At 74.2% G+C, this 24,440-nt stretch carries 18 protein-coding genes; 2 read left to right on the top strand and 16 right to left on the bottom strand.

The window, feature by feature from the left end; all coding sequences use genetic code 11:
- Positions 1-308: 308 nt before the first annotated feature.
- The 6 genes from KDL28_RS26735 to KDL28_RS26710 all read right to left on the bottom strand — a co-directional run bounded on the left by KDL28_RS26735 (position 309) and on the right by KDL28_RS26710 (position 10,121).
- On the bottom strand, positions 309-2,897 hold the full coding sequence (locus tag KDL28_RS26735; RefSeq protein ID WP_252442806.1) for a flavin-containing monooxygenase: 2,589 nt from the start codon (positions 2,895-2,897) through the stop codon (positions 309-311).
- Between the two features lie 207 nt (positions 2,898-3,104).
- Entirely contained in the window at positions 3,105-5,519 is a 2,415-nt protein-coding gene (locus tag KDL28_RS26730; RefSeq protein WP_252442804.1) for a galactose oxidase-like domain-containing protein, read from the bottom strand.
- A 132-nt stretch (positions 5,520-5,651) separates the two neighbouring features.
- Positions 5,652-7,142 carry a glycoside hydrolase family 3 N-terminal domain-containing protein gene (locus KDL28_RS26725; RefSeq protein WP_252442802.1) on the bottom strand — a complete coding sequence of 497 codons (1,491 nt, stop codon included), beginning with the start codon at positions 7,140-7,142 and terminating at the stop codon, positions 5,652-5,654.
- Positions 7,139-7,939 carry a carbohydrate ABC transporter permease gene (locus KDL28_RS26720; RefSeq protein ID WP_252443008.1) on the bottom strand — a complete coding sequence of 267 codons (801 nt, stop codon included), beginning with the start codon at positions 7,937-7,939 and terminating at the stop codon, positions 7,139-7,141. The genes KDL28_RS26725 and KDL28_RS26720 overlap by 4 nt, the downstream gene beginning before the upstream one ends.
- 26 nt (positions 7,940-7,965) lie before the next feature.
- Positions 7,966-8,955: a carbohydrate ABC transporter permease gene (locus tag KDL28_RS41710; protein WP_252442800.1), complete on the bottom strand. Its 990-nt coding sequence runs from the start codon at positions 8,953-8,955 to the stop codon at positions 7,966-7,968.
- A gap of 11 nt (positions 8,956-8,966) precedes the next feature.
- On the bottom strand, positions 8,967-10,121 hold the full coding sequence (locus KDL28_RS26710; RefSeq protein WP_252442798.1) for an extracellular solute-binding protein: 1,155 nt from the start codon (positions 10,119-10,121) through the stop codon (positions 8,967-8,969).
- Between the two features lie 312 nt (positions 10,122-10,433).
- Between KDL28_RS26710 and KDL28_RS26705 the strand changes: the two genes are divergently transcribed.
- Positions 10,434-11,588, top strand: a complete 1,155-nt coding sequence (locus KDL28_RS26705) for an ROK family transcriptional regulator (RefSeq protein WP_252442795.1) — start codon at positions 10,434-10,436, stop codon at positions 11,586-11,588.
- A 145-nt stretch (positions 11,589-11,733) separates the two neighbouring features.
- On the opposite strand, the gene KDL28_RS26700 is transcribed toward KDL28_RS26705, so the two are convergent.
- From KDL28_RS26700 to KDL28_RS26665, 8 genes are read right to left on the bottom strand one after another with little or no spacing between them, the layout of a single operon-like run.
- Complete coding sequence (locus KDL28_RS26700; RefSeq protein WP_252442788.1) at positions 11,734-13,218, bottom strand: mannitol dehydrogenase family protein; 1,485 nt, start codon at positions 13,216-13,218, stop codon at positions 11,734-11,736.
- Positions 13,215-14,702, bottom strand: coding sequence for a UxaA family hydrolase (locus tag KDL28_RS26695; protein WP_252442786.1), 1,488 nt, complete (start codon positions 14,700-14,702; stop codon positions 13,215-13,217). Before KDL28_RS26695 ends, KDL28_RS26700 begins: the two co-directional genes overlap by 4 nt.
- Before the next feature lie 13 nt (positions 14,703-14,715).
- Positions 14,716-15,921, bottom strand: coding sequence for a D-mannonate dehydratase ManD (manD, locus tag KDL28_RS26690; RefSeq protein ID WP_252442784.1), 1,206 nt, complete (start codon positions 15,919-15,921; stop codon positions 14,716-14,718).
- A 16-nt stretch (positions 15,922-15,937) separates the two neighbouring features.
- Positions 15,938-16,801, bottom strand: a complete 864-nt coding sequence (locus tag KDL28_RS26685) for an ABC transporter permease (RefSeq protein ID WP_252442782.1) — start codon at positions 16,799-16,801, stop codon at positions 15,938-15,940.
- The gene (locus KDL28_RS26680; protein WP_252442780.1) at positions 16,801-17,721 is read right to left on the bottom strand and encodes an ABC transporter permease; all 921 of its coding nucleotides are present in this window, start codon (positions 17,719-17,721) and stop codon (positions 16,801-16,803) included. The genes KDL28_RS26685 and KDL28_RS26680 overlap by 1 nt, the downstream gene beginning before the upstream one ends.
- A 10-nt stretch (positions 17,722-17,731) precedes the next feature.
- Positions 17,732-18,877 carry an ABC transporter ATP-binding protein gene (locus KDL28_RS26675; protein ID WP_252442778.1) on the bottom strand — a complete coding sequence of 382 codons (1,146 nt, stop codon included), beginning with the start codon at positions 18,875-18,877 and terminating at the stop codon, positions 17,732-17,734.
- Positions 18,874-20,079: an ABC transporter substrate-binding protein gene (locus KDL28_RS26670; protein ID WP_252442776.1), complete on the bottom strand. Its 1,206-nt coding sequence runs from the start codon at positions 20,077-20,079 to the stop codon at positions 18,874-18,876. The genes KDL28_RS26675 and KDL28_RS26670 overlap by 4 nt, the downstream gene beginning before the upstream one ends.
- A gap of 13 nt (positions 20,080-20,092) precedes the next feature.
- On the bottom strand, positions 20,093-21,106 hold the full coding sequence (locus KDL28_RS26665) for a LacI family DNA-binding transcriptional regulator (RefSeq protein WP_252442774.1): 1,014 nt from the start codon (positions 21,104-21,106) through the stop codon (positions 20,093-20,095).
- A gap of 175 nt (positions 21,107-21,281) precedes the next feature.
- On the opposite strand from KDL28_RS26665, the gene uxaC reads away from it, so the two are divergent.
- On the top strand, positions 21,282-22,712 hold the full coding sequence (gene uxaC / locus KDL28_RS26660; protein ID WP_252442772.1) for a glucuronate isomerase: 1,431 nt from the start codon (positions 21,282-21,284) through the stop codon (positions 22,710-22,712).
- Here uxaC and KDL28_RS26655 read toward each other — a convergent pair.
- Together KDL28_RS26655 and KDL28_RS26650 are read right to left on the bottom strand one after the other, a co-directional pair.
- Positions 22,682-23,659 carry an ATP-grasp domain-containing protein gene (locus tag KDL28_RS26655; RefSeq protein WP_252442770.1) on the bottom strand — a complete coding sequence of 326 codons (978 nt, stop codon included), beginning with the start codon at positions 23,657-23,659 and terminating at the stop codon, positions 22,682-22,684. The two genes, uxaC and KDL28_RS26655, sit on opposite strands and share 31 nt — an antisense overlap.
- 26 nt (positions 23,660-23,685) lie before the next feature.
- A complete protein-coding gene (locus KDL28_RS26650; protein WP_252442767.1) occupies positions 23,686-24,207 on the bottom strand; it encodes a hypothetical protein in 522 nt (173 codons plus the stop codon).
- Positions 24,208-24,440: the final 233 nt, after the last annotated feature.

Genomic DNA, 24,440 nt, shown 5'->3' with positions numbered 1-24,440 from the left:
ATCGAGCTGGGCAGGCTGCGTCGACCCCATCTCCCACCCGGACCACTCGCCGATCTCGTCCGCGAACTCCACGACCTCCACGCGCGTGCGGCGCAACCAGACGTGTTGCGCAGCATCGGTGTGGACGCCTACCAGGGGCACCTCATCCAGCGACCGGCCGCACCCGAGGTCCTTCGATCCCTCATGGCAACGGGCGCGCTGCCGGTGCTCAGCAGCCACCTCCGCTGAGCGGCCGGGTCGGGACCGCGGCCACCGGACGGCAGGATCTCCCCGTCCGGTGACCGCGTCGACTGGTGGTCCCCGCTCGCTCAGGCCGGGACGCGGGAGAAGAACTCCGATATCGCCTCGGCCATCAGCGCCCGGTAGGACGCCCCGGAGAGCACCACGTCGACCATCGTCATCGACGTGTGCGTGTGCCCGCGCGCCTGGACCAGCCGCACCTGGTTGCCGGCCCGCTCCAGGGCCTCGCCGTAGGCGTTGCCCTCGTCGCGCAGCGGGTCGAACTCGCCGGTGACGATCACCGCGGGGGGCAGGCCCGCCAGGTCCGCGTGGAGCGGTGCGATGCGCGGGTCCTTGCGGTCGGCCGGGTCGACGTAGTGGTCGAAGAACCACTCCATCAGCGGCTTGGTCAGCACGTAGCCCTCGGCGTTCTCGGTGTAGGAGGGCCGGGACATGTCGCTGTCGGTCACCGGGGTGAGCAGCAGCTGGCCGGCCAGCTCCGGACCGCCTGCGTCGCGGGCCTGCTGGGCGACCACCGCGGCCAGGTTGGCCCCGGCCGACCAGCCGGCCACGGCCAGCTGCCCGGGGATGCCGCCGAGCTCCGGGACGTGCGCGGCGACCCACTGCAGCGCGGCCCACGCGTCGTCGTGGGCGGCGGGGAAGCGGGCCTCGGGGCCGTGCCGGTAGTCGACCGACACGATCGCCACGCCGCTGCGCGCGCACAGGTCGCGGCACAGCGGGTCGTCGGAGTCGTGGCCGCCCAGCACCCAGCCGCCGCCGTGGTAGTACACGACCAGCGGGTGCGGGCCGGGGGTGTCGGGCCGGTAGATGCGGTAGTCGAGGTCGCCCGCCGGTCCGGGCAGCACCCCGTCGACGATCTCCCCGACCTCGGGCCCGGTGGGGCGGTCGGCGCTGGTCGCGTCCATGAACGCGCGGGCATCGGCCGGCGTCATCGACTCCAGCGGCGGCAGCCCCAGCGAGGCCATCATGTCCAACACCATCGCCACGTCGGGCTGGAGGCGGCGGATGACGCCGTCGTTCTCCTGCTCGCGCTCGGCGCCGTTGAGCCGGAATCCCAGGTAGCCCTTCTCGCGGACCTCGTCGCAGACCGCGCGGTAGGCGTCGACGCCGCCGATGTAGGCCAGGAACACCCGCGGCTTGCCGGGCACGTTCGCGCCCATGTACCAGGAGTTGGCCGTGGGGTGCAGGGTGATCGCGGCGCAGTCGCCGTTGTGCAGGCCCCAGCCGTCCTCGGCGGTCTGCGTCGGCTCGATCGTGGTGAAGCCGGCCTCGCGCATGTCGCGCAGGCAGTCGGCGACCCACTCGACGTGCTGCTCGATCGACACCGCCATGTTGGACAGCACCGACGGGCTCTCCGGGCCGGTGATCAGGAACAGGTTCGGGAACCCGGTGCTCTGCAGGCCGAGGTAGGTGTGCGGGCCGTCGGCCCACTTGTCCTTGAGCGTCTGCCCGCCCACCCCGGTGATGTCGACGCCGACGATGGCGCCGGTCATCGCGTCGAAGCCGGTGGCGTAGACGATCGCGTCGAACTCGTAGGAGGCCTCGGCGGTCTCGATGCCGGTCTCGGTGACCGTGGTGATCGGCTGCTTGCGCAGGTCGACCAGCGTGACGTGCGGCTTGTTGAACGTCTCGTAGTAGCCGGTGTCCAGGCAGGGCCGCTTGGTGCCGAAGTAGTGGTCCTTCGGGCACAGCGATTCGGCGGTCTCGGGGTCGCGCACGATCGACCGGATCCGGTCGTGCATCAGGTCCCGCACCATGTCGTTGGCCTCGGGATTGGTGCCCATGTCGGCCCACAGGGCGAGGATCCCGCCCAGCGTGCCCTCCGCGACGGCGGCGTCGAAGCGGGCCTTGCGCTCCTCGGGGGTCAGCTGGGCGGCGGTCTCGGTGGCCGGCTCGCGCGGCACGCCGATCCGCGACCACTTCGCCCGGTCGCGGTAGCCCTCGCGGTCGGTGGCGATCTCCTCGAGGCTCTGCTGCGGGGGCGGGCCGTTGTGCGCGGGGATCGAGAAGTTCGGGGTGCGCTGGAAGACCGTCAGCTCGGCGGCCTGCTCGGCGATCAGCGGGATCGACTGGATGCCCGACGACCCGGTGCCCACGACGCCGACCCGCTTGCCGGTGAAGTCGACGCCCTCGTGCGGCCAGCGGCTGGTGAAGTACACGTCGCCGCGGAACCGGTCGGCGCCGGGGATGTCGAGGTCCTTGGGCACCGACAGGCAGCCGGTGGCCATCACGTAGTACCGCGCGGTCAGCCCCGGCCCGGGGTCGGTGCCGATGCGCCACAGCCGCGCGGTCTCGTCCCAGGTTGCCTCGGTCACCTTGGTGGAGAACCGGATGTCGCGGCGCAGGTCGTAGCGCTCGGCCACGAACTGCAGGTAGCGCAGGATCTCCGGCTGCGCGGCGTACTTCTCCGACCAGGTCCAGGCCGACTCCAGGTCGGGGTCGAACCCGAAGGTGTAGTCGGTGGTGGGGATGTCGCAGCGGGCACCGGGGTAGCGGTTCCAGTACCAGGTGCCGCCCACGTCGTCGGCGGTCTCGAGCACGGTCGCGGTGAAGCCCAGCCCTCGCAGCTTGTGCAGCATGTAGAGCCCGGCGAAGCCGGCCCCGACGACGACCACGTCGACGTCGGGCTGGGTCGGCGCCCCGTTCGTTTCGGCCATTCCTGCTCCTCTTCTCCGACCGCAGCTCTGCGGCGATCACCGTGATCGTGGTTCCGACCGCGCGGAACACCGGATCCGGTGGATGGATCAGCCGTACTGAGGCGACTCTAGAGGAGTTCGGGCCGCATCTGGAGTAGTCGAGCGGCCCTTGGCGACCGCGATGCGGTCGCCGCGCCGCGTGCTCCTGACCGGGAGGTGAGGCTCGCCCTACGAGAGGTGCACCCAGACGCCCTCGGACGGCACGCCGGCCGTGGTGGCCACCACGAGCTGGTACCAGCCGGGCGGGGCCAGCCCGGCCGACGCCGGCAGCGCCAGCTCGACGGTGGTGGCGCCGGTCGGGCGCATCGGCAGGTCGACCAGGCGCTGCTCGACGTCGCAGGAGTGGGTGGTCGCGCCGGGGCGCAGCAGGCTGGCCTCGCGCAGCGACTCGACGTCGTCGACCCGGGCGGCGACGGTGTCGCCGTAGTGCAGGCGCTCGGTCTCCGGCTCGACGGTCGGGCGGGGGCCGGCGAAGAGGTAGGGCGGCCAGAACACCTCGATCCGCAGCTCCTCGTCCTTGCGCTGGGGGTTCGAGCCCGCGGTGACGACCCGGCCGTCGGGCACGAGCAGCGCCACCGAGTGGTAGAGCCGGTCGACCCGGGACGCGGCCGCGCCCCGCCAGGTGCCGGTGGCGGGGTGGTAGATCTCGGCGTGCGGGGAGGCGTGGTGGTGGCTCTCCTCCATCCCCGACCCGCCGCTGACCAGCACCGTCCGGTCGGGCAGCAGGGTCGCGCACAGGTGCATCCGCGGGTGGTGCAGCGGCGGGGCGGGCGCGTAGGTCGGGTGCGTGGCGGTCAGGTCGACGATCGCGGCCGACCCGGTCGTCCCGATGGCGTGCACATCGGCTCCGCCCCCGCCCACCACCATCACCTTCTGGTCCTGGGCGGGCGGCAGCAGCACGCTGGCGGCCTGGTTGCGGAACTGCGGCTCGGGCAGGCCGTCGACCCGGACGACGGACCCGGTGACCGGGTCCCACACGGCCGGGCGCTGGCCGTTGTTCGCGCCGTACTGGGCACCGCTGTAGAACAGCCTGCCGTCGGCGAGCGCGAACAGGTGCCCGTACATCGGCCACGGCGGGGAGGTGGGCAGCGCGGTCCAGCCCGCCCCGTCGAAGCGCTCGGGGACCAGGCTGAGGAACCCGTCGGCCCCCAGCCCGGACACGGCCAGCACGTCGCCGTCGGCCAGCGCGACGAGCGTCGGGTACCAGCGGCCCTCCCCCATCGCCTGCTCGGCCACCCACTCCCCCGCGCGGCCCGTCGGGCTCGCCGCCGAGGCCGGCCCGCCGGCCGGGTCGAACACGACGCACTGCCGCAGCCCGACGAACGGGTCGTAGCGCTCGGTGCCGCCCGCGGCGAGCACCCGCCCGTCGGGCAGCTGGGCGTGGCCGCAGCAGAACAGGTCGACCGGGGTGTCCGGGGCGCTCATCGCGGGCGTGGGGTAGTGCCAGACCCGCGTGCCGTACCGCCGCTCCGCCGCGGCGTCGGGGTCGTTGCTGGAGCCGGCGAACAGCAGGACGTCGCCGGTGTGCAGCAGCACGGCGTGCACGGCGAGGACCTGCGAGTCGGTCTCCAGGATGCGCCAGACGCCCTCCGCGGCGGCGGCGCCCAGGTCGGTCTCGACCGGCACCACCCGCACGAGCCCGGCGTTCGGGCCGACCGGGTCGTCGACGGCGAGCACGACGAGGTCCGGGCCCCCGTCGCCGTCGCCGTCGCCGTCGCCGTCGCCGTCGCCGTCGCCGTCGCCGTCGCCGTCGAGCAGGGTCACCGCGCAGCCCTGGTTCTCGTGGAACCGCCACCCGGGCACCGTCCGCCAGGGCCCCCACCCGTCGGCCGGTCGCCCGCGCCCGTCGAGCCGCCACCCGACGCAGTAGTGGGCGTCGTTGCGGCCCTCGGCGACGTCGACCACGCACACCAGCAGCTCCGGGGTGCCGTCGCCGTCGAGGTCGCCGACGGTCACCCCGACACCGGCGTTGGCGGTGCCCACCCAGTCGGGCACCGCGACCCACGGGCCCCACCCGCTCGCCGTGCCGTCGCCGGCCAGCGCGGCCGTGCGGTACAGCCCGACGTTGGGCCCGACCGGGGCGTCCGCGATCAGCAGCACCAGTTCGGGGCGGCCGTCGCCGTCCACGTCGGCGACCGCGCAGTCGGCGCCGTGGTTCTCCCAGAACGGCCAGTCCGGAACGGTCTGCCACGGCCCCCAGCCACCGGTGGGCGCGCCGTCGCGGTCGAGGCCGCGGGCGACGCGCACCAGCCCGACGTTGGGCCCGGCCGGGGCGTCGACGACGAACAGGACGAGGTCCGGTGCGCCGCTGCCGTCCAGGTCGGCCAGCGCGATCCCGCCGCCTGCGTTCTCCCAGAACGGCCAGTCCGGCACCTCCTGCCACGGCCCCCACCCGCTGGTCACCTCGCCGTCGACGAACCCGCGCCCGACCCGGTAGCGACCGGAGTTGGGGCCGGCCGGCGCGTCGATCGCGAAGACGACCAGGTCGACGAGGCCGTCGCCGCTGAGGTCGGCCACGGCGACGCCACCGTCGACGGTGGTGGTGCCGGGCCAGCCGGGCACCGCGGTGAACTCCGTGAGCATGTCCGACTCCCCCGCCGACGGTTCCGGGCCCGGCGGGTCCGAGTGCACCACAGGAGGCCCGCCGCGCCCCCGGAGATACCCCACGGCCCGCCGCGCGTCCAGCCGGGTCCTCGACCTACCGGGCCCGGCCCCTCACACGGCGGGGGCGTCCACCCCGAGCAGCTCCAGCGCCGCCGCCGCGTTGGCGCGGGCCGCTCCGTGGGTCGCGAGGTACGCCCCGGCGTGGCGGGGCCGCCAGACCGGCAGCCCCATCTCGACGACGACGGCGTCCGGCCGCTCGGCGACCAGCCGCTCGATCAGCCCCACCATCCACGGGTACCGGTGCGCGTCGCGCACGACGACCACCAGCGACCGGTCCGCGGCCCGGGCCAGCAGCTCGCCCGGGCGCGGGTCAGCCGCGTCGACGTCGAGGACCTCGCCGTCGTTCGGCGACAGCCACGGCGCGATGCCCCACGGAACCGGTCCGGCGGCGATCGTCGCCGGGGCGTGCAGCTGCAGGACGAGCGGGCGGCGCAGGGCGGGCGCGGCCCCGCGCACCAGCAGCGCCGCGCGGGCGGCGCGCAGGGCGGCGGTCCGGTCGACCGGCACCCCGCCGCCCGGCGGGCGGCGCAGCGCGGCGATCCGGGCGCCGGCCTCGTCGAGGCGCTCCCGCGGCGCACGGCCCTCGCGCACGGCCTCCGCGACGGCCGCCACGGCCGCGGCCACGACCTCGGGCCCGGGCTCGGCGCCCAGGCACAGCAGGTCGGCGCCGGCCACGAAGGCGTCGGCGGCGGCCGCGGCGATCCCGGCCCGGGCGCTGGCCGCGTGCATGTCCAGTGCGTCGGTCACCACGACGCCGGCGAAGCCCAGCTCGCCGCGCAGCAACCGTTGCAGCGCCGCGCTCGACAGCGTCGCGGGCAGCTCGCCGGTCAGCTCCGGGACGCGGATGTGCGCGGTCATCGCGCACGGCGCACCGGCCTCGATCGCGGCCCGGAACGGCACCAGCTCCCGCTCGCGCAGCACGTCCAGCGGCACGTCGACGGTGGGCAGCGCGAGATGGGAGTCCTCGCGGGTGGCGCCGTGGCCGGGGAAGTGCTTGACGCAGGCCGCGACGCCCGCGTCGTGCAGGCCGGCGACCGCGGCCACCCCGTGCCGGGCGACCAGGTGCGGGTCGTGGGAGAAGGCCCGGGTGCCGATGATCGGGTTGTCGGCGGCGGTGTTGACGTCCACGCTCGGCGCCAGGTCGAGGGTCACCCCCACGGCGGCGAGCTCGGAGCCCAGCGCCCGGTAGACCTCCCGGGTCAGCACGACGTCGTCGGCGGCGCCGAGTGCGGCGTTGCCCGGATAGGGGCTGCCGGTCGCGTGCGCGAGGCGGGTGACGTCGCCGCCCTCCTCGTCGATCGCGACGACGGGGTCGTCGCCCGCGGCGCGCAGCGTCGTCGACAGCCGGGCCAGTTGCTCGGGGTCGACGACGTTGCTGCCGAACAGCACGACGCCGGCCAGGCCGTCGGCCAGCCCGCGCAGCACCCAGGGCGGCGGGGTGGGACCGGCGAACGAGGCCAGCACGACCCCGGCCGCCGCGCGGGACAGCTCGTCGTCGCCCACGACCGAGGAGAGCGACTCCGGGGACGGGGACCGGGTCATCCCTTGACCGCCCCGGCCGAGAGCCCCGCCACCAGCCTGCGCTGCACGATCAGGAAGAACACCAGCACCGGGAGCGTGAACAGCGTCGAGGCGGCCATCGTGCCGCCCCAGTCGGTGCCGAACGCGGTGCGGAAGGTGGCCAGCCACACCGGCAGGGTCAGCTTGTCCTGCTCCTGCATGATCACCAGGGCGAACATGAACTCGTTCCACGCGGTGATGAACGCGAACACGCTCGTCGCGACCAGACCGGGGGCCAGCAGCGGGAACACGACCCGCCGGTAGGCGCCCAGCCGGGTGCAGCCGTCGGTCATCGCGGCTTCCTCCAGCTCGACGGGGATCGCCGCCACGAACCCGCGCAGGGTCCAGATCGTGAACGGCAGGGTGACCATGAAGTAGGTGAGCACCAGCGCGGGCAGCCGGTTGAGCAGCCCGGCGTCGCGCAGCACCAGGAAGGCCGGGATCAGCAGCGCCTCCAGCGGCGCGGTCTGGGCCAGGATGATCAGCAGCAGGTAGGCCCGCCTCCCCCGCCAGCGCATGCGCGCGACGGCCAGCGCGGCCGGTGCCGCGGTCAGGATGGACAGGGCCACCGCGGCCAGCACAACGACCAGGCTGTTGCGCAGGTAGTCCAGGAAGAACGGCCTGGTCACCGCGGTGTGGAAGTGCTCGAGGGTCAGCGGGAACGGCAGCACGTGCGGGGTCGTGGACAGGATGTCGCCGCTGGGCTTGAGCGCCGTGGAGGCCATCCAGTAGACGGGGAAGGCCATGACCAGCGCCACGGCGATCCCGACGAGGTTCATCGCGGTGCGGCCGCCGCGCCTGCGGATCACTGCTCCTCCTCGGCGCTGCGCACCATCATCCGCGCGTACCAGGCCAGCCCGGCGGTCAGCATCAGCATCATGATCACCGAGATGGCCGCGGCGGTGCCGAACTCGCGGCTGCCGATGCCCTTCTGGTAGGCGTAGAGCGCCATGGTGACCGTCTCCCGGTTGGGGCCGCCCTGGCGGATGCCGTAGACCTGGGTGAAGACCTTGAAGTCCCAGATCACCGACAGGAAGGTCAGCACCAGCGCCATCGGCCGGACCGCGGGCCAGGTCACCGCGGTGAACCGGCGCCACGGGCCGGCGCCGTCCATGGCCGCGGCCTCGTAGAGCTCGGTGCTCACCGAGGTCATCGAGGCGAACAGGCTCAGCGCCACCAGCGGGATCGCCTGCCAGACGACCAGCGCGGTGATGACGCCGAAGGTGGAGACCCCGGTGGCGAACCACGAGTGGTCGGCGAAGTCCAGGCCCAGCCCGGTCAGGACCTGGTTGACGATCCCGAACTGGGTGTCGAACAGCCACTGGAAGATCACCGTCGCGGAGATCGGCGGCACCGCCCAGGCGAGCACCAGCGCCACCGACAGCCCGATCTGCACGCCGCGCGAGACCGCCGCCAGCAGCAGCGCCACCGCGAGCCCGAGGGCCATCGTCAGCGCGACGTTGACCACCGTGAACAGGACGGTGCGCACGACCACGGTCCAGAAGAACGGGTCGGTGAGCACCTCGCGGTAGTTCTCCAGACCGATCCACACCGTGCGGCGTTGGACCAGCTCGGCCAGGCCGAGGCGCTGGAAGGAGATGGCGACGTCGCGGACCACCGGCCAGCCCAGCAGCACGAGCAGCGCCAGCACGCTGGGCGCGACGAGCGCGTAGGGCAGCCAGCCGCCGCGGCGGCGACCGCCGCCCGGCGGCGCCGGGACCGGCCCCGCGGGACCCCGACCGGGCGGGGTCGTCACGGGGGCCGGCACCGGCGCCGCCTGCGACGTGGTCGTCACGGGCCGCACGGTCAGGAACTCATCCGCTCGGTGATGAGCTCGTCGGCGGCCGTGGCCGCCTGCTGGACCGGGACGCCCTGCAGGACCTGGGTCAGCATGTCCTTCAGCGGGTTGGGCGCGGTCTCCACCGAGGCCCACGTCGGGTCGACCGGCGTGGCCCGTCCGACGGCGGCCGCCTCGATGCCGGTCTGCAGCACCTCGTTGTCCGCCGCGGCGCCCGCGAGCGCGCTGGAGTTCGGGATCGCCCCCGCCTCGGCCAGCTTGGTCTGCGTGTCGGTGCCCGCGACCATGCCGATGAACTCCCGCGCCAGGTCGGGGGCGTCGCTGCCGAGCGGGACCGACAGGTCCGAGCCGCCGACGAACGGCGGGGCGGGCTTGCCCGCGGTCTTGCTGGGCAGCGCGAACACGGCGAGCTTGCCGTCCAGCTCCGGCGCGGCCTCGACCGCGCTGGCCAGCTCCCAGGGCAGCCCGATCATCATCGCCGCACCGTCCTGGGACAGGATCTCGTACTGCTGCGGCGTGGCCTCGTCGGTGTCGGCGGGCGCCGTCGACAGCGCCGAGTACAGCTGCTGGTAGCGGGCGATGCCGGCCTGGCCCTGCGGGGTCGACAGCGCGCCCTTCCAGCCGTCACCGGCCGGCACGGCCAGGTCGCCGCCCTCGTCCCAGATCAGGCTGGCCAGCGTGTACCACTGCTGGCCGGGCAGGTAGAGCGGCATGAACTGGGGGTTGCTCGCCCCGAAGGTGGCGCGCAGCGGCTCGCCGAGCGCGAGCATCTCGTCCCACGTGGTCGGCACCGCCACCCCGGCCTGCTCGAACATGTCGGTGCGGTAGATGACCGTGCGGGTGCCCGCGTAGAACGGCACGCCGTAGGTCTTGCCCTCCCACTTGCCCGGCTCGGCCAGGCCCGGCAGCCACGAGTCGCTGTTGTCGAAGGTCCCGACGGCGTCGCTGAGGTCGGCCAGCCCGCCGGCCGCGGCGTACTGCGCGACCTGGGTGTTGCCGATCTCCAGCACGTCCGGCGGCTGGTCGCCGGCCAGCGCGGTGGTCAGCTTCTCGCCGATGCCGTCCCACTGCTGGACCTGGTACTCGACGGTCACCCCGGGATGGGTGCCCTCGAAGTCCTTCTTGAGCTGTGCGGCGACGTCGTCGGGCAGCGATCCGGTCATGTACCAGACCGTGAGCGTCGACGGAGCGGCCGCTTCGGGTGTCTCGGATGCGGGTGCGCCGCATCCCGCGATGATCACGACGGTGGCTGCGGACAGCGCGGTCACCAGGTGCCGGATGTGCATGGCCCTCCCGTTCGCCAGGGGGTACTGCTGCGGAGGATGTCTGTCCCGTCCACCCGATCGTGGGCGAGTTGGTGGCAAACTAATAGGAAAGTTTCCTAACAGCAAGACACCAGCCATGATCGGCGCATACTCTCCACACCGGGACGATCAGCAGCCGGAGCGCGCCGGCCAGCCACGAGGAGCCACCGAGTGTCACGACCGGGCACACCCAGCCTGCTGCGGGCCATGAACGACCGCGCCGTGCTGGACCTGCTGATCTCCGAGGGGCCGCTGACCCGCACCGACCTGGGCGGGCGCACCGGGCTGTCGAAGGTGACGGTCTCCCAGCTGCTCGGCAGGCTGGAGGCGCGCGGGCTGGTCGAGGTGGTCGGCGCGCAGACCGGCAGCCGCGGACCCAACGCCGCCCTCTACTGCGTGGTCCCCACCGTCGGCTACGCGGCGGGCGTCGACGTCGGCCCGGACGGCATCACCGTCGCGGTCGCCGACATCACCGGCGCCGTGCGCGGGCGGGGCGCGGTCCCGGGCGGGTCCGACGACCTGGTCGACGGCCTGCACAAGGCGCTGTCCGCGGCCACCGCCGAGGCCGGCGTGCCCGAGGACGGGTTGCAGGCCGTCGTGATCGGCACCCCCGGCGTCGTCGACCCGGAGACCGACTCCGTCGACCTCGCCGTCGACGTCCCGGCGTGGAGCCCCGAGCTGCCCGAAGCGCTGCGCAGGCGGCTGCGCTGCCGGGTCGGCGTCGAGAACGACGTCAACCTGGCCGCGCTGGCCGAGCAGGCGCACGGCGGCGCCGCGGGCGCCGACGACTTCGTGCTGCTGTGGGTCAGCCGCGGGCTGGGCATCGGGATCGTGCTGGGCGGGCGGCTGCACCGCGGCGCCAGCGGCGGCGCCGGCGAGGTCGGCTACCTGCCGGTGCCGGGCACGGCGCTGCCGACGGTGGTCAGCGACCCGCGCGCGGCGGCGTTCCAGTCGCTGGTCGGCGGGCACGCCGTGTGCGCGCTCGCCGCCCGGCACGGCCTCGACGACAGCGACCCGGCGGCCGCGGTGGCCGCCGCGGCGGCCACCGCCGACCACCCCCTGCTCGACGAGCTCGGCGACCGCCTCGCCGTCGGGGTCGCCGCCGTCTGCGTCGTGCTCGACCCGAGCCTGGTGGTGCTGGCCGGCGACGTCGGCCGGGCGGGCGGCGCGGCGCTGGCCGGGCGCATCCAGCGGGCCGTCCCGAAGATCGCCCCGGTGCACCCCGCCGTGCGCACCACCGAGGTCGCCGGGGAGGCCGTGCTGACCGGCGCGATCCACGTCGCCGTCGCGACCGCGCGCGACGCCGTGTTCGACGCACCCGCGTGAAGGTGCTGAGGGGCCTCCGGCGGCTCCTGCGCGGCGTCGCAGAGCCAAGTGCGTCCTCACCGCACGAGGGTGGTCCTCACAGCGCGCCGGCGGGCTGTGAGGAGCACCCTCGGGCTGTGCGGTGCGCCGGAGGCCACCACCGAGGTCAGGGTCCGGGGACCACAGCGTCCAGCAACTCGTGGAGGTGCTCGTCGAGCAGGGCGCGCAGCACCGCCGAGTCCCGCAGCTCGTCGTCGAACACCTCGGGCACCGCGAGCAGCCGCTCGGCGAGCCCGCGGCGCGGCCCGGCCGCCGACGCGCGCAGCCGGTCGGCCAGCGGGTCGTCCAGCGGGAGGGCTCGCCCGGCGACGTCGCGACCCCGGGCCACGTAGGCCATCCACGCCGCCACCGCGAGGGCCGCCCAGCGCGGCTCGGCCCCGGCGCGCAGCCGCTCGCGCACCGTGGGCAGCAGCCGGACCGGCAGCTTGGCCGAGCCGTCCATGGCGACCTGGGTGGTGCGGTGGCGCAGGGCGGGGTTGGCGAAGCGGTGCAGCACCGAGCGCCGGTAGTCGGCCAGGTCGACGCCCTCGGGCGCGACGAGGGTCGGCAGGGCGTCCTCGTCCATGAGCGCCGCCGCCGCGGCGGCGAGCCGCTCGTCGCGCACGGCCTCGGCGATCGTCGCGTACCCGGCCAGGGCGCCGGTGTAGGCCAGCAGCGAGTGGGTGGCGTTGAGCAGGCGCAGCTTGACCGCCTCGTAGGGGGCGACGTCCGTGGTCAGCGTGGCGCCGGCGCGGTGCCAGGCCGGGACCGGCCCGGCGAACGCGTCCTCGATGACCCACTGGCGGAACGGCTCGGCCACGACCAGCGCCTCGTCGCGAACACCGAGCAGCTCGGCGGCGCGCTCCCGGTCCTCGTCGGTCGTCGCGGGCACGATCCGGTCGACCATCGTGCCCGGGAAGCGCACCGCGGTCCGCACCCAGTCGCCCAGCGGCTCGCCCTCCGCGAGCGGCAGCGCGGCGCAGAAGTCGGCGACCAGCCCGGCGAGCACCGCGCCGTTGCCGACGAGGTTGTCGCAGGAGACGACGGTCAGCGGGGTGCCCTCCCGGGCCCGCCGCTGCAGGCCGCGCACCAGCTGCCCGACCGCCGTCGACGGCGCGTCCGGGCGCTCCAGGTCGGCGCGGACCGCCGGGTCGCGCAGGTCGAGGCGGCCGTCGCCGCCGCGGCGGTACCCCTTCTCGGTGACGGTCAGGCCGACCACCCCGACCGCGGGGTCGGCGATGGCCGTGAGCACCCGGTCGGGCTCGTCGAGCGCCGACACCACGTCCGCGACCGCGCCGACGACCCGGGCCGACGCGGCGCCCTCGTCCAGCTCCAGCACGCCGTAGTAGCCGTCCTGCGGGCGCATCCGCTCCACGACGGCCCGCGAGCGCTGGGTCACCCCGAGGATCGCCCAGCCCCCGTCGCCGTCGGCGGCCATCGCCTCCTCGGTGAAGACGGCCTGGTGGGCGCGGTGGAACGCGCCGATCCCCAGGTGCACGACCCCGATGCGGGCATCCGGGTGGCGCCGGATCCGGGCCACGCCCTGGCGCAGCCGGTCGAGGGTCGCCGCGGAGAGCCGCGGGAGGTCGGTACCGGTCCCGGCCGCGCTCACAGGACCGCACCGAGCTGCCAGGGCACCATCTCCTCGCCGCCCAGCCCGAGCTCCTCGCTGGCGCTGGGCTTTCCGGAGGCGACCTCCAGCAGCACGTCCAGCACGCGCTCGCCCATCTCGGGAAGGGCGACGCCGCCGGTGGCCACCGGCCCGCAGTCGAGGTCGATGTCCTCGGCCATCCGGGCGGCCATCGCCGAGTTGCTGGCCAGCTTCACGGTGGGCACCGGGCGGCTGCCGAACACCGAGCCGCGCCCGGTGGTGAACGCGATCAGGGTGGCGCCGCCGGCGACCATGCCGGTGGCCGAGACGGGGTCGTAGCCGGGGGTGTCCATGAAGACCATCCCGGCGCGGGTGGGCGTGGCGGCGTAGTCGACGACCTCGACCAGCGGGCTGCGCCCGGCCTTGGCCACCGCCCCCAGCGACTTCTCCAGGATCGTGGTGATGCCGCCCGCCTTGTTGCCCGGCGACGGGTTGCCGTCCAGCGTGGTCCCCTGGTCGGCGGTGTAGCGCTCCCACCAGGTGATCCGGTCGAGCAGCGCGGCGGCCACCGCCTCGTCGACGGCACGCGCGGCCAGCAGGTGCTCGGCGCCGTAGATCTCCGGGGTCTCCCCCAGCATCGACGTGCCACCCGCCGCCACCACCAGGTCGGAGGCGACGCCGAGGGCCGGGTTGGCGGTCAGCCCCGACCAGCCGTCGGAGCCGCCGCACTGCAGGCCCAGCACCAGGTTCTCCATCCCGACCTCGGTGCGGGTGTCGCGGGCCAGTCGCTCGGCGATCGACCGGACCAGGCGGTCGCCCTGGGCGACCGCGGCCGCGGTGCCCCCGACGTCCTGGATCGAGTACGACTCGACCGGCACGTGCTCGCCCACCCCGAGCCCGGCCACCAGGCTCGACAGGTCGTTGACCTCGCAGCCCAGCCCGACCACGACGATCCCGCCGATGTTGGGGTGGCGCGCGTAGCCGGCCAGGGTGCGGCGCAGCACCTCCCAGCCCGGGCCCCGGTCGGCCATGCCGCAGCCGCTGCCGTGGGTGAGGGCCACGACGCCGTCGACGCCGGGCAGCGGCTCGAACTCGAAGCGCCGCGCGATCTGGCGGGCCACCGTCGCCGAGCAGTTGACCGAGGTCAGCACGCCGATGAAGTTGCGGGTGCCGACGCGCCCGTCGGCGCGGAGGTAGCCCCGGAACGTGCGCGCCTGCGCGTCGGCGGCCCGGACGTCGGGGGCGCCGGCCGGCGCCGCGGCGCGCAACCGCTCCCCCGGCATCGCCAGGTTGTGCGTGTGGACGTGCTCGCCCTCCCGGATCGGTGCCGTGCTCACCCCGATCACCTGACCGTACTTGTGCACGAGCGTCCCGGCGGGAAGGGCGCGGCGGGCCACCTTGTGCCCGGCCGGGACCCCGGCGCGGCCGTCGGTCAGCACGACCGCAACGTCGTCGTCGGGGTGCAGCGTGAGCAGATCGGTCGTGCTCGTCGTCGGGGTGGTCATCGCCGGGCTCCTCTCACCAGGAATGCAGCGTGCCGTCGGCCAGCCGGTTCACCGGCAGCGACGCCGCCCGGTAGGGGTGGCGGGCGGCCAGCTCCTCGTCGATGTCGATGCCGAGGCCCGGCTCGTCGCCGGGGTGCAGGTAGCCGTCGGCGTAGTGGTAGGCGTGCGGGAAGACGGCATCGGTCTCCGCAGTGTGGGGCATGTGCTCCTGCAGCCCGAAGTTCGGCACGCTGATGCCGAGCTGCAGCGAGGCGGCCATGCACACCGGGGACATGTCGGTGGCGCCGTGCGCGCCGGTCCGCACGTGGTGCAGGGCGGCGAGGTCGTAGATGCGCCGCAGGTGGGTGATCCCACCCGCGTGCACCACGCTGCAGCGGATGTAGTCGATGAGCTGCTCGCGGATGAGCTGGGCGCTGTCGAAGACGGTGTTGAACACCTCGCCGACCGCGATCGGTGTGGTCGTGTGCCGGCGGATGAGCCGGAACCCCTCCTGCAGCTCGGCCGGGACCGGGTCCTCCAGCCAGGTCAGCGCGTAGGGCTCCAGGCTCTTGCCGAGCCGGGCGGCCTCGATCGGGGTGAGCCGGTGGTGCACGTCGTGCAGCAGCTTCGGGCCGGGCCCGAACTCCTCGCGCACCCGCCGGACGACGCCGGGCAGGTGGTCCAGGTAGGCCTCGGTCGACCAGACGGTCTCGGTGGGCACGGCCGAGTCGGCCGGCTCGTAGCCGGCGCCGTCGCTGACGCCGTAGACCTTCTCCAGGCCGGGGATGCCGCTTTGCACGCGCACGGCCCGGTAGCCCTCGCCCAGCAGCCGGTCGACCTCGACGAGCAGGGCGTCGACGTCGGCGGCGTTGGCGTGCCCGTAGACGGTGACGCCTTCGCGGCTGCGCCCGCCGAGCAGCTGGTGCACGGGCAGCCCGGCCCGCTTGCCCAGGATGTCCCACAGCGCGGTGTCCACCGCGCTGATCGCGGCCATGGTCACCGGGCCGCGCCGCCAGTAGGCGCCCTTGTAGAGGTACTGCCAGGTGTCCTCGATGCGGGTGGCGTCGCGGCCGATGAGCGCGGGCAGCACGTGCTCGCTGAGGTAGGCCGCGACCGCCAGCTCGCGGCCGTTGAGCGTGGCGTCGCCGACCCCGGTGAGCCCCTCGTCGGTGATGATCTTGAGGGTGACGAAGTTGCGGCCGGGGCAGGTGACGATCACCCGGGCGTCGGTGATCCTCATGCTCGTCCCCCCGGTGTCACTGGGGGGTCTCCTTGACCCGGGCCACCAGCTGGGTGGGGTTGACGTAGCGCAGCGCGACGACCAGCAGCACCAGCATCGTCGAGGTGTAGATGACGGCCATCGCGTCGACCGACTGCTGGGCCCGGATGCCGGCCGCGGACATGGCGTAGTAGAGCGACACCACCAGGGTCTGCGAGTCCGGCCCGGCGGTGAGGAAGGTCAGCTCGAACATGCCCACCGTGCGCACCAGCACCAGGATCGCCGCGGCCAGGATGCCCGGCACCAGCAACGGCCCGAGCACCCGCAGGAACATCGCCCGCACCCCGGCCCCGCACATCCGCGCGGCCGCCTCGATGCTCGGGTTGATCTGCTCGATGAACGGGGTCATGGTCAGGATGACGAACGGAACCGACGGCACCAGGTTGGCCAGCACGACCCCGGACATGTTGCCGGCGAAGCCGTACTTGTAGAGCACGGTGGCCAGCGGGATGCCGTAGGTGATCGGCGGCATCAGGATCGGCAGCAGGAACGCGAAGTAGACGAGCTTCTTGCCGGGGAAGTCGCGGCGGGCCAGCACGTAGGACGCCGGCACCCCGATCAGCACCGAGATCAGCACGACCAGCAGCGAGACCTGCAGGGTCACCCACACGACGTCGAACAGCCCGAACTCCCGCCAGGCCGAGGCGTACCAGGAGCCGGTGAAGCCCTCGGGCAGCCAGGTGCCGAACCACCGGGTGCCGAACGAGCTGACCAGCACCGAGCCGACCACACCGGCCAGGTTGACCAGGAAGAACGCCACGACGCCCCAGACCAGCCAGCTGCTCGGGGTGCCCACGATCCGCCGGCGCGCCCGCGCCGGTGCCCCCAGGGTGGTCGCCATCAGCCCTTCCCTCCAGTGCTGCCGGCGTAGAGCCGGGAGCGCCACACCAGCACCACGGCGATGACCAGCAGCTCCACCGCGCCCATCACCATCGCGATCGCCGAGGCCAGCGAGTAGTCGTACTGCTCGTAGGCGGCCTGGTAGGCGGCCAGGGCGAGCACCCGGGTCTCGCCTGCGGGGTTGCCGACCAGCACCGCCGACGGGAACACGCTGAAGGCCAGCACGAACGCCAGGCAGAACGTGGTGGCCAGGCCGGGCGCCAGCAGCGGCAGGGTGATCCGGCGGAAGCGCTGCTTCCAGTCCGCGCCGAGCGTGGCCGCGGCCTGCTCCAGGGTCGGGTCGATCCCGGACAGGTAGGACAGGATCAGCAGGAACGCGAACGGGAACCCGGTGATGACCAGCGAGAAGAACACGCCCCAGTAGTTGTTGACCAGCTGCACCGGCGCGTCGGCCAGCCCGAGCCCGACGACGGCCTTGTTGAACCAGCCGGCCGGGCCGAGGAAGTTCAGCAGGCCCTGCGCGGTGAGCACGGTGCCCAGCGTGATCGGCACCACCAGGACGATCGTCAGCAGCCGCTTGCCGCGGAACCGACCGCGCATCTTGTAGGCGATCGGCACCGAGGCCAGCACGTTGAGCAGCGCCGCGGGCAGCGCCAGCCCGAGGGTGATCCAGATGGTGTTGTACTGGTAGGGGTCGGAGAAGAAGGTGGCGTAGCTGGCCAGCGGGCCGCCCTCGGCCGGGGCGAAGGACAGCTGCAGCCCGTAGCCGAACGGGTAGACGAACAGCAGCGCCACGAACAGCACGGCCGGCACGAGCAGCAGCAGCGTCCGGTCCACCCCGCGCTCGGCCAGCCGGTGGCTCAGCCCCGGGTCCCGGGGGCCGGTTGGCGTCGGGTCGGTCCGCTCGACGGTCAGGCTCATGTCGTCCCGCTCATGTCGTCACCGCGTCCACCAGCGGCGCGGGGGCCTGCTCGCCGGGGGCCAGCGGGTAGACCAGCAGCCGCTCCCGCTCGACGGTCAGGGTGACCTCGTCGCCCGGGGCCAGCCGCCGCTCGGTGCGCAGGTGCAGCGCCCGGCCCGCGGCCGTGCGGACCTCGACGGCCAGCTCCCGGCCCTGGTACTCGACCACCTCGACGGTGGCCGCGATCCGGTTGTCGCCGCCGGCCTCGTCGACGACCACGACGTCCTCCGGGCGGACGGCGGCGACCACCCGGTCGCCCGCCGACACCGGCCCGGTGGCCGTGCCGAGCAGGGTCAGCCCCTCCCCGCGCACCGCGGCCTCGGCGTCGACCCCACCGCCGGAGACGTGCGCGACCTCCAGTTCCAGCAGGTTGCGGAACCCCATGAAGTCGGCGACGTGCCAGTTGACCGGGCGGGCGTGCAGCTCCTCGGGGGTGCCGACCTGCTGCACCCTCCCGTGGCGCAGCACGACCAGCCGGTCGGCCAGCGACAGCGCCTCCTCCTGGTCGTGGGTGACGTAGACGGTGGTCAGCCCGAGCGACTGGTGCAGTCGCCGGATCTCGGTGCGCATCTCCAGGCGCAGCTTCGCGTCGAGGTTGCTCAGCGGCTCGTCCATCAGCACCAGCGACGGCTCCAGCACCACCGCGCGGGCGATCGCCACCCGCTGCTGCTGGCCTCCGGAGAGCTGGCCGGGCAGCTTGTCGGCGTGCTCCTCCAGCTGCACCAGCCGCACGCCCTCCTCGGTGCGCCTGCGCACCTCGGCCCGCGGCAGCCGGCGCATCTGCAGCCCGAAGGCGATGTTGCGGCGCACGGACATGTGCGGGAACAGCGCGTAGCTCTGGAACACCATCCCGAACCCGCGCTTCTCCGCCGGCAGCGTGTCGATGCGCCGCTCGTCCTGCCAGATGCTGCCCGTGGTCAGCGGCAGCAGCCCGGCCAGGCAGTTCAGCGCGGTCGACTTGCCGCACCCGGAGGGCCCGAGCAGCGCGATGAACTCCCCGGCGCGGATGGTCAGGTCCAGATCGACCAGCGCGTCCTTGCCGGCGAAGCGGCGCCCGACGCCGTCGAGGCGCAGCTCGGTGAACCGGCCGGGCGAGGCCGCCTCGGCCGAGCTCACGGTGCGCCGCCGATCTCGCGGTCCCACCGGTCGAACGCGGCCACGATGTCCTTGGTGGCCAGCGGGGTGGCGGTCGGGTGCTCGGCGATGAGCGCGTCGTACTCCGGGCGGCCGAACTGGGCGATGACCTGCTGGCTCTCCGGCGGGGCCATGTCCAGCGTGACGTCCTTGATCGCCGGGCCGGGGTAGAAGTAGCCCGAGTCGTAGGCCTTGGCCTGCTGCTCGGGGGTGAGCATGAACTCGATCAGGGCCAGCAGCGCGGCCTGCTTGTCCGGCGAGACGCCCTTGGGGACGGCCGCGTAGTGCGCGTCGGTGACCCAGGTGAAGCCCTCCAGGGTCCCGACCTGGTACTCGGCGGGCACGGTGCCCAGCGCCCGGGGGTTGATGTCCCACCCGGTGGTGGTCACCACGATGTCGTAGGTGCCGTTGGCCAGGTTCTTCATCGTGTCGGTGGTGCCCGACGGGTAGGACTGGACCGTCTTGTCCAGCTCGGCGAGGTAGGCCCAGGTCTTCTCCCAGCCGTTGACCGGGTCCTTGGGGTCGGAGTCACCCAGGATGTAGGGCAGCCCCATCAGGAACGTGCGCCCGGGCCCGGAGTTCGCCGGCCGGGCGTAGCCGACCTTGCCCGGGTTGGCCTGGGCGTAGGCCAGCAGCTCCTCGGCCGTCTTTGGCGGGGTCGGGACGCGGTCGGGGGCGTACTCGATGAGCGGCCCGGACGGGTAGTAGGTGACCACGACGCCCTGGTTGTCGGCCAGCTCCTGCATCGCAGCGGCAGGCTCCAGGTAGTCGGCCATCCCGGAGAGGCGGTCGGCGAAGTCGGGCAGCAGCGGGGTGAACAGGCCCTGCTCGGAACCGGCCGACAGCCCGTCGGTGCCGGTGAGCACCAGGTCGATGCCCAGGCGCCCGGCGTCCTGCTGGGCCTTGACCTTGCCCGCCATCTCCGGCGCCGTCGCCTTCTCGGTGGTCACCCGCGACACGATGTCGGGGTTCCTGGCCACGAAGTCGTCGATCATCGGCTGGGTCAGCTGCAGGTTGCCGGCGACGTCGAGGATGTTGAGGGTCACCGGCTCGGCCGGGCGGTCCGGCACCTGCCCGGCGGGCACCGGGGCGGCGGGCCCGGCGCTGGGGGCGCCGCACGCGGTGAGCACCAGCAGTGCCGAGATCCCGCCTGCGGCGAGGGCCTTGCGCCATTGCACGGTCATCGTGGTGTCCCCTTCATCGGGATCGGTCGGCGGTGCCGGGTTCGGGATCGGGAGCGACGCCGGTGGTGGCGCGCACGGTGAGCTGGGTGGGCAGGTCGCGGTGGGTCGTGACCGGACCGGTGTCGGCCAGCAGGGCCAACAGCATCGCCACGGCCGCGCGACCGGCCTCGTGCTGCGGCACCGAGACGGTGGTCAGCGCGGGGTGGGTCATCGCCGACATCGGGATGTCGTCGCAGCCCAGCACGCTGATCCGGTCCGGGACCGCGACGCCGCGGGCCCCCAGGCGGCTCAGCAGCCCCAGCGCGACGATGTCGTTGTAGGCGACGACCGCGGTCGCCCCGCAGGCGAGGGCGAGGTCGGCGGCGGCCACCCCGCCGTCGAAGCGGGGCGGGAAGTGGCCCAGGTGCACCAGGTCGACGCCGAGTGCCCCGGTCGTGACGCGCAGCCCGTGCTCGCGCTGCCCGTTGGACCACGACGAGCGCGGACCGGCCACGTAGGCGATCCGCCGGTGGCCGAGCGCGGCCAGGTGCTCGACCGCCTGGCGCATCCCGTCGGCGTTGTCGACGGTGACGGCCGGGTAGCCGGGCACCTGCCGGTTCATCAGCACCACCGGCGTGTCCGCGCCCACCTCCGTGAGCTCGGCGTCCGGGGAGCGCGGTGAGCAGAGCACGATGCCGTCGACCTGCTTGGCCAGCGCGCGCAGCAGGCCGGGCTCGGTGCTGGCGTCCTCGTCGGTGTCGGCGATGAACACCGAGTAGTCGGCGGCGCGCGCCGCGGCCTGCACGCCCTTGACCACCGCCGCGAAGAGCGGGTTGGCCAGGTCCGGCACGATCAGGCCGAGGTTGGCCGTGCGCCCGGTGATCAGCCCGCGGGCGGCCCGGTTGGGCTGGTAGCCCAGCTCCCGGGCGACGGCCTGCACCCGCGCGCGGGTGCCGGGGTTGACCAGGTCGGGCGTGGACAGCGCCCGCGACACCGTGGACTGCGAGACGCCGGCCGCCGCGGCGACGTCCTTGATGGTGACGGGCACGCTGTCCTCCATCGGTGGTCGGGCTGCGGCGTGGGGAGAGTCTGAAACCGTTTGCGGTTGCGGTCAAGACCCAAATCCGGACTAGCGCGCTGGCCCAGGTGCCCGCTGATAGACAGGCCTTGCCTCGGGACCGAAGTTCTTGCAATCCTTTTCAGCACCAACGCCGGGAGGTCGAATGCGTCCGCTGCTCCTCGACGAAGACCGGGCCCTGCCCGCCGACCCGGCGACGCGCGTCATCGCCCGCCGGATCCACCGGGAGGTGCGGGAGCTGCCGCTGGTCTGCATGCACGGCCACGTCGACGCCGCCGTGCTGGCCGCGGACCGCCCCTTCGCCGACCCGGCGAGCCTGCTCGTCGTGCCCGACCACTACCTGCTGCGGATGCTGGTCTCGCAGGGCGCCGAGCTGGCCGAGCTGGGCGTGCGACCGGTCGACGGCGAGTCCGCGCAGACCGACCCGCGGGAGATCTGGCGGCGCTTCTGCGCCGGCTGGCACCTCTTCCGCGGCACGCCCACGCGGTTCTGGCTCGAGCACGAGCTCGCCGACGTCTTCGGCGTCACCGTGCAGCCCGGGCCCGACACCGCCGACGCGCTCTACGACCAGATCGCCGAGCAGCTGGGCAAACCCGACTTCCTGCCCCGGGCGCTGTTCACCCGGTTCGGCATCGAGGTGCTGGCCACCACCGACTCCCCGCTGTCCGCGCTGCCCGACCACGCCCTGCTGCGCGAGCAGGGCTGGGGCGAGAAGGTGGTGCCGACCTTCCGCCCGGACGCCCTGCTGCACGTGCGGCGCCCCGGCTGGCGCGCGGACGTCGACGCGCTCGCCGAGCTCAGCGGCGTCGACTGCGGTTCCTACGACGGGTTCCTGCAGGCCCTGCGGGAGCGCCGCCGGGCGTTCGCCGCGGCCGGGGCGCTGGCCACCGATCACGGCCACCTCGCCACCGCGATCACCGCGCTGCCCCCCGCCGACGCCGCCCGCGTCTACGCCGACGCGCTGGCCGGGCGCGCCGACGACCGCGACGCCGGGGCCTTCGCCGGGCACATGCTCTTCGAGATGGCCCGGATGAGCCGCGAGGACGGCCTGGTGATGCAGCTGCACCCGGGTGTGCTGCGCGACCACGACACCGACGTGCACGCCCGCTTCGGCCCGGACATGGGCTTCGACATCCCGGTGGCCGCCGAGTTCACCCGCGGGCTGCGCCCCCTGCTGGAGGCCTTCGGCCGCGACCCTGGGTTCCGGCTGGTCGTGTTCACCGTCGACGAGACGACCTACTCCCGCGAGCTGGCCCCGCTGGCCGGCGCCTACCCGGCGATGCGGCTGGGCGCGCCGTGGTGGTTCCTGGACAGCCCCCACGGCATGCGCCGGTTCCGCGAGGCGGTCACCGAGACCGCGGGCTTCTACAACACCACCGGCTTCGTCGACGACACCCGCGCCTTCGTGTCCATCCCCGCCCGCCACGACCTGGCCCGCCGCATCGACGCCGGCTACCTGGCCGCGCTGGTCGCCGAGCACCGGCTGGGCATGGAGGAGGCGCTGGAGACCGCCGTCGACCTGGCCTACAACCTCCCGCGGGCGGCCTACCGGAAGGCGGGTGCGGACGCCGGCTGATCGGCGTCCCGGCCGGGTTCGGAGCGCTCGGCGCCTGCTCCGGCGAGCAGGAACCCGGCCAGCGCGTCCGACACGGGCTCGGCCCCGACGCCGCGCTGGATGCCCGCGAACATCGGCGACGGGTTGCACTCCAGCACCGCGAACCCGCCGTCGGGGCGGCGCCGCAGGTCGATGCCGGTGAACGGCATCCCGCACGCGGCGGCGGCCCGCAGGCAGGCCGCGTCCTCGGCGCCGGTGAGCTCCGCGGGCCGCACGTCGGACTCGGCGCCGCGGTAGTCCAGCTCGTCGGACACGATCTCGTAGGCCGCCGCGACCGCGCCACCGACCACGTACACCCGGATGTTGCGCCCCGGCACCTCGGCCTGGAACAGCACCGGGGCCGCCGCCAGCCGACCCAGCCGCTCGGGCACGAGGTCGGCGGCGGCCAGCCGCCGGCACCGCCCGCCCCCGGCCAGCGGCTTGTAGACCACGGCGCCCACCTCGGCGGCGAACGCGGCCACGGCCAGCGGGTCGTTCGTGGCCAGCGTCGAGGGCACCGGCACACCGGCCCCGCGCAGCGCGTCGAGCTGCTCGGGCTTGCGGAAGTGCTGCGCCATCCGCTCGGGCGGGTTGACCAGCGCGGCCCCACCCGCGGCCAGCGCCGCGGTGAATCCGGCCAGGAACGAGCGCCGCTCGCGACCGGCGGCGTAGTCGCGCCGCGCGACCGCCGGATCGCCGCCCTCGGCCACCCGGAACGGCAGCGGCAGCGGCAGGCTGCGGACGTACCAGGCGCCGACCGCCGCCAGGTCGACGCCGTCGGCGACCGGCGCCCCGTCGCGCAGGCTCAGCCGCAGCGCGCGCGGGAACCCCCCGAGGTCGAGCACGGTGGTCGCCGCGCCGCGCCGGCGCAGGGCCGCCGCCACGCACACCACCTGCGGGTCGCCGGCCGGACCGATGATCCCGATCATCGCGCGCTCCGCTCCCGGGGCGCCCGTCAGACCGGGATCTCGGCGTCGTAGTCGTCGGAGGCGTCCCCGGTGAGGTCGTCGGGCTCGTCGTCGGACCACTCGTCGTCGACCTCGTCGAAGCCGGCGTCGCCGGGCCCGGGGTCGAACGGCATGGACCCGATGGGGACGTCGAACGGCAGGTCCTCGGGCTGGTCGCCCTCCTCGCCGACCGCGTCGCTGGTGACGACGACCGGCTCGCCGGTCCCCCAGCCGGGGTCGATCGGGACGTCGATCGGCGGGTCGTCGGGCTGGTCGCCCTCCTCGCCCACCGCGTCGCTGGTGACGACCTGGTCGTCGAGGTCCTCGACGTCATCGACGTCGGGGTAGTCCTCGATCTGGTCGCCCTCCTCCCCCAGCGCCTGGGTGGTGACCACGTCGTCGCCGGGCTGGTCGCCCTCCTCGCCCACCGCCTGCGACGTGACGTCGCCCGGCGTCGGCTCGACGGCCGGCGGGCGCAGCCCGCTCACCGTCTCGGCCAGGTCCTCGATGAACAGCCGATCGCGCTCCATGTGCGCCTCCCCCCCAGCGGTCCGGGCCGCATCCCGGACCGCACCGACGGTAGGTCCGCCGGCACGCTGCGACATCGGGGATTCGGCCGACACCTCGCGCGGCGGACTAGTGCGGTGACCACATAGGTTCACCGGGTCAGGCTGCCGCAGGTCGGCCCCAGCGGCGTTGGCGTTCGCTGCGGACCCGGGCGCGTTCGCGGCGTTGGGCGGCGAGGACGTCGGGGTGGCGTGCG

The sequence above is a fragment of the Pseudonocardia humida genome (genome assembly GCF_023898865.1).
In the GTDB taxonomy this organism is placed as follows: domain Bacteria; phylum Actinomycetota; class Actinomycetes; order Mycobacteriales; family Pseudonocardiaceae; genus Pseudonocardia; species Pseudonocardia humida.
Note: the sequence above shows the minus strand (reverse complement) of the source record. Positions and strands in the feature narration are given on the sequence as shown.